The 6,836-nt window shown below is 39.3% G+C and carries 2 protein-coding genes and 1 pseudogene; all 3 read left to right on the top strand.

All coding sequences use genetic code 11. The annotated features are described in order from the left end of the window. Nucleotides 1-1,879 (top strand): putative bifunctional diguanylate cyclase/phosphodiesterase (locus tag F9U64_RS00450; RefSeq protein ID WP_194287234.1); only part of this gene is annotated, 1,879 nt, incomplete at its 5' end. A 286-nt stretch (nucleotides 1,880-2,165) separates the two neighbouring features. Beyond that, nucleotides 2,166-5,849, top strand: a complete 3,684-nt coding sequence (locus F9U64_RS00445) for a nitrate reductase subunit alpha (RefSeq protein ID WP_153400810.1) — start codon at nucleotides 2,166-2,168, stop codon at nucleotides 5,847-5,849. Beyond that, nucleotides 5,839-6,836: pseudogene (narH, locus tag F9U64_RS00440) on the top strand (nitrate reductase subunit beta); the annotation flags it as partial. The gene F9U64_RS00445 and the pseudogene narH, both read left to right, overlap by 11 nt.

Raw genomic sequence — 6,836 nt, 5'->3', positions numbered from 1 at the left:
ATCTATCTTCTCATTGTTAGTTGGTTCTATTTTTTCCAATTTACCTGCCTCTTTTATTAACAGGAAAAAATGGCTGTTCTCATTTCTGATGGCTGGTGTAGTTACTAGTATGCATTATACCGGAATTGCTGCAGCAACCTTTGAGTTTGTTTCGGATGCTGTCATCCAGAATGGCTTAAAAACTAATATGAAAGTGATGCAATGGTTTATCATTTTTATTACTTTTACTATATTTATTGCCGTATTTTTCTTTATCTTTTACCAAAAATTTATCCGGAAAACAATGAACTTACAGGATACAACGGGCATTGTACTGACAGATGCAAGGTATCATATATTAAAAGCAAATCCTTCTTTTTATCAGATTGTTGATCAATTGAAACTGGATATAAAAATGAACCAATTACACAGCAATCTCCCATTTGATATAAAATATATGGATGCATTTGAAGTGAGAGAATATGAGTATCAGCAATGTTTTATCGAGGTAAGTAAAGTTATTGCTCAATCAGATGAAGAAGTCCAATATTTATGGTATTTTCGGGACATTTCAGAGAAGAAAGAAGCAGAGATGCTTATGCACAAAATGGCCTATTATAATAATGTGACGAACTTACCGAACAGAAATTTGCTGGAAAATCAGATTAAAGAATGGAAAAAGAAAGATCAGCGAAATATAACTTGTTTGTACATACAGTCCCATCGTTTACGATTTTCAATGGATTCACTTGGGACATATGATGGTGAGAGCTTTATTCGACTTCTTGCAAACAAACTGAAAGAAGTCATCTCAGATCAGGATTTGATTGTTCATTATGAAAATCGAACGTTTCTTATCTTTATCCTTGATGCAAAGGAAAATCAAGTTCTAGAATTAGTCGAGAAATTGCTGCATCAGTTAACATTGCCGATTCAGATGAAACAACGGTCAATCAGCATAGCGGTAAATATCGGTATCAGCAATTATCCTCTTCACACAAATAAAATAGGTTCCCTCGTTTATTTAGCAAATCTGGCGATGCTGGAATCTAGCCAAAGAAGTAAGAATCAATTTTCCATATTCGAAAAATCCATGCTGGAACAAAGCAATCGCAAAATTTTATTAGAGGATGCAATGATCCCTGCGCTGAAAAATCAGGAGTTTACTCTAGTGTATCAGCCGATATTCTGTGTGAAAACAGGTGAAATATTAAATGTGGAGACATTAATTCGCTGGAAAAGTGAAAAATACGGTTTTATTTCACCAGCAGAATTTATTCCGATTGCTGAAGAGAATGGATTTATTAATAAGCTGGGAGCATGGATAGTAAAGGAAGCATGTCTGCAATGGGTTGAATGGAAGCGGCAAGGATATCCATTGGTACGGATAGCAGTCAATGTTTCTGCAATCCAATTGGCTCACGATCAATTTATCAGAACAATTGAAAAGATTATTGAAGAAGCAGGGATGGATCCCCATTATTTAGAATTAGAAATAACAGAATCTTCTTCTTTAAATTATCACCACTCTTTGAAGGACAAGTTGAGCAAATTATCAAGGTTAGGAATTTATTTATCTCTTGATGATTTTGGTACAGGTTATTCTTCCTTTGAACATTTAAAAGAATTACCTGTTAACAAGTTGAAAATTGACCGTTCTTTCATTTATGATTTAATAACAGACCAGAATCAGCAGGCTATTTTACGTTCTATTATTCAATTAGGACACAATTTAAAAATGGATGTGTTAATGGAAGGTGTAGAAGAAGAGGCTGAAGTTAATTGGCTTAGGCGAAATCAATGTGACTTTATCCAGGGATACTACTTCTCCAGACCGCTATCTCCAGATAAACTAATCGAATATATTACCCTGCAAAAGCACAAAACCGTTAATCTCTGATTAGCGGTTTTTTTTTATCATATATTTCATTTGCCCTTGGTGAAAGGGAGTGTTTTTCCTCAACGTTGGTATAGTACTCATTACATTAGTGAATCTTCAAATAGTTCTGCAATAACTTTCCCAACTTATCAGACTAAAAAAATAAAAAAGTATCTAAACCTTGCTAAATCAGGCTATTTCTACCTTTGTTCTGTTACGCAGTGTGATTTTGTTCACAACACAGGCAGTGAGTTCGTGATTAAATGAACATATGAAAAACAAGATTGGGAAACATGGAGGGATTAACATGCCAAAGAAAAAGTCCCCATTATGGCAAAGGATGAATTATTTAAAACCGAAAGAGAAATATTCCAATAATCACAGTCAGCTGCAGGAAGGTGATCGTGATTGGGAAAATGTGTACAGAAGAAGATGGCAGCATGACAAAGTCATTCGCTCCACACATGGAGTGAACTGTACCGGATCATGCAGCTGGAATATATATGTGAAAGACGGCATTGTCACATGGGAAGGCCAAGCATTAGACTATCCATCAACAGGACCTGACATGCCAGACTTTGAACCAAGAGGATGTCCAAGAGGTGCCAGCTTCTCCTGGTATATCTACAGTCCGCTTCGTGTGAAGTATCCATATGTAAGAAAAAAACTTCTTCACTTATGGCGAGACGCATTAGCACAGCATATGAATCCACTAGAAGCATGGAAAAGTATTGTCGAAGATCCGGAAAAAGCACGCAGCTATAAACAGGCAAGAGGAAAAGGCGGGCTTGTCCGCTCTGACTGGCAGGAAGTGACCCAACTAGTTGCAGCATCTGTTTTATATACAACAATGAAATATGGTTCTGATCGTAATATCGGCTTTTCACCAATTCCGGCAATGTCAATGGTCAGCCATGCGGCAGGAAGCAGGTTTATGTCACTTGTAGGTGGACCAATGTTAAGTTTCTATGACTGGTATGCTGATTTACCGCCAGCATCACCACAAATCTGGGGGGACCAGACAGATGTTCCGGAAAGCTCTGACTGGTACACTGCCGGCTATATTATGACATGGGGTTCCAATGTACCGTTAACCCGTACACCTGATGCACACTTTTTAGCTGAAGCAAGATATAAAGGAACCAAAGTCGTTTCTGTAAGTCCCGATTACGCAGAATCTACCAAGTTTTCTGATGACTGGATGTCAGTTAAACAAGGATCTGATGGTGCAGTTGCGATGGCGATGGGACATGTCATTTTAAATGAATTTTATCAAAAGCAGACAACACCATATTTTGAGCAATATGCCAAAACATACACAGACTTTCCGTTTACCGTACTGTTAAAACAAAAAGGCGAAAAATTAGTAGCAGATCGCTTTCTACAAGCAAAAGATTTAAATATCGAAACAACAAACAGTGAATGGAAACCATTAATGTATAACAGCTTAACCCAGGACTTTGCAATCCCGCAAGGAACGATGGGATCAAGATGGGATAAACAAGGCAAATGGAATCTGAAGTTAATTGATGAGCGAAATGGTGAAAAAATTGAACCAGTACTCGGCTTTCTGGGACTGGAAGATGTAGTAAAAACAGTGGATATCGCTTATTTCGATGCAGAAACTCGTTCAACCATGAAGCGTGCCGTCCCTGCGAAAAAGATCGAAATTGATGGAAAAACAGAATATGTTACAACAGTTTATGATTTAATGCTTGCTAATTACGGAATTGACCGGGGAATTGGCGGTGATGCAGCAAAGTCTTATGATGAAATCGAAGCATTCACTCCTGCATGGCAGGAAAAAATCACTGGTGTTGATCGTAATCTTGTGATCAAAATTGCCCGTGAATTTGCCCAAAATGCAATTGATACAAATGGCCGTTCCATGATTATTGTCGGTGCTGGAATTAATCACTGGTTCCACTCTGATGCAATTTACCGAGCTGTTGTCAATCTTGTCATAATGGTTGGCGCACAAGGTGTGAATGGCGGAGGATGGGCCCACTATGTTGGACAGGAAAAATTGCGGCCGGCAGAAGGCTGGAACACAATTGCTACAGCCAAAGACTGGCAAGGACCGCCAAAACTGCAAAACGGAACATCTTTCTTCTATTTCGCAACAGAACAATGGCGATATGAAGAAACGTCCATTAATGAATTAACAGCGAAAACAGTTGATCAGGCAAGATATGAACATCCAGCAGATTATAATGTCTTAGCTGCAAGACTCGGCTGGCTGCCGTCATACCCTACTTTTAATAAAAATGGAATAGATGTCTACAATGAAGCAGTTCAGGCTGGAAACCAGTCAGTTGATGAAATTGGTAAATATGTTGCCAATCAGTTAAAAGACAGAAAACTCGAGTTTTCGATTGAAGATCCTGGCAATCCAGTCAACTATCCAAGAACATTGTTCGTCTGGCGTGCAAACCTGATATCCAGTTCAGGGAAAGGTCATGAATATTTCCTGAAACATTTACTTGGTGCTAGCAATGGGTTGCTGAATGATGATCAGGACAGTATCAGGCCATCTGAAATCAAATGGCGTGAAAATGCTGCGGAAGGCAAGCTGGATTTATTAGTTGATCTTGATTTCCGTATGGCAGGAACTGGTTTGTACTCTGATGTGATCTTACCTGCATCTACATGGTATGAAAAACACGATTTATCAAGTACTGACATGCATCCATTTGTTCATCCATTCAATCCAGCCGTTTCCTCCCCATGGGAAGCAAAATCGGATTGGGATATTTTTAAAGCATTAGCAAAAGGAATTTCCGATTTAGCGGAAGAGCTTGATCTTGATGAAATAAAAGAAGTTGTTACAAGTCCGTTACAACATGATACAGTACAGGAAATCGCACAGCCATTAGGTGAAATTCAAGACTGGTCTAAAGGAGATTGTGAACCAATCCCAGGCAAAACGATGCCAAACGTTCATGTTGTTGCAAGAGATTATAAACAATTGTATAAAAAGTTCACATCACTAGGACCGAACGTTGGCAAAAATCCATATGGCGGCAAAGGCATCAGCTGGTCAATGGAAAAAGAGTATGAACAAGCAAAACATGCGATTGGCCCTGTGGAAGAGGAAGGGATCTCTAAAGGTCTGCCAAATATCACGGATGCGAAAAGTGCCTGTGAAGCAATATTAAGGTTATCTTCCACCACCAATGGAAAAATTGCCGTGAAAGCATGGGAAGCATTAGAAAAACAAACCAATCTGGAATTACGCGATTTGGCAGAAGAAAGAGAAGAAGAACTGTTTACCTTTGAACAAATAAATGCACAGCCGAAAACGGTTATTACTTCACCAGCTTTTAGTGGTTCCGAAAAAGGCGGCAGAAGGTATTCACCATTTACAACAAATATTGAGCGTCTGATCCCGTTCCGTACAATTACCGGCAGACAATCTTATTTCTTAGACCATGAAATGATGAAAGAGTTTGGGGAAGAGATGGCAACATTTAAACCGATGCTTCACCATACACCATTTAAAAAAGACAGACCGCCAGTGGAAGGAAAAGAGATAACACTAAATTATTTAACACCACATAATAAATGGTCGATTCACAGTATGTATTATGATGCACAGCCAATGCTGACATTAGTCCGCGGCGGGCCGACTATCTGGCTGAATAAAGATGATGCAGCTGATGCTGGAATTGAAGACAATGACTGGATCGAATGTTTTAACAGAAACGGGGTAGTTGTCGCAAGAGCCGTTGTGTCACACCGGATTCCAAGAACAATGGCATTTATGCACCACGCACAGGATCGCCATATCCATGTACCAGGAACAAAATTAACAAAAACCCGAGGCGGGACACACAACAGTCCGACAAGAATTCATATGAAACCAACGCATATGATTGGCGGTTATGCACAGTTAAGTTATGGATTTAATTATTATGGACCAACAGGAAATCAACGAGACTTGCATGTTGTTATCCGCAAACTAGAGGAGGTTGATTGGCTTGAAGATTAAAGCACAAATCGGGATGGTCATGAACTTAGATAAATGTATTGGCTGCCACACATGCAGTGTAACATGCAAGAACACCTGGACAAATCGTCCAGGTGCAGAATATATGTATTTTAACAATGTCGAAACAAAGCCTGGTATCGGTTATCCGAAACGCTGGGAAGATCAGGATCATTATAAAGGCGGTTGGGAGCTTGATAATAAAGGGGAACTGAAATTAAAATCAGGCTCCAAGACCAAGCGTTTGATCAATCTTTTTTATAACCCGTATCAGCCGACAATAGATGATTATTATGAGCCTTGGAACTATGATTATGAAAAATTGACAAATAGTGAAGAACGTAAGCACCAGCCTGTAGCAAGAGCAAAATCAGCGATCACTGGTGATTTCATGGATTTAGAATGGGGTCCAAACTGGGAAGATGACTTGGCAGGCGGCCATATCACTGGATTAAGAGACCCGAATGTGGAGCAAATGGAAGAATCAATCAAAACAGAATTTGAAGAAGTATTTATGATGTACTTGCCTCGAATCTGTGAACACTGCATCAATGCACCATGTGTGTCATCATGTCCATCTGGTGCGATGTATAAACGGGATGAAGACGGAATTGTTCTTGTTGATCAGAATGCATGCCGAGCATGGCGTCATTGTGTTACATCATGTCCTTACAAAAAAGTGTATTTTAACTGGAAAACAAATAAAGCAGAAAAATGTACGATGTGTTACCCAAGAATTGAAAATGGCCAGCCGACAATCTGTTCAGAAACATGTGTGGGCCGGATTCGTTACATTGGTGTAATGCTTTATGATGCGGATCGTGTTTTGGAAGCTGCGTCAGTAGAAGATGAAGACAAATTATATGAAGAACAGTTAAAAATCTTCCTTGATCCGAATGATCCTGAGGTAATCAAACAGGCGAAAAAAGACGGCATCCATGATGACTGGATTGAAGCTGCACAGAAATCACCAATTTACCGGATGATCAT

This window comes from Gracilibacillus oryzae (genome assembly GCF_009498735.1).
In the GTDB taxonomy this organism is placed as follows: domain Bacteria; phylum Bacillota; class Bacilli; order Bacillales; family Amphibacillaceae; genus Gracilibacillus; species Gracilibacillus oryzae.
The sequence above is the reverse complement of the archived record's forward strand: the minus strand, read 5'-3'. Positions and strand labels throughout refer to the sequence as shown.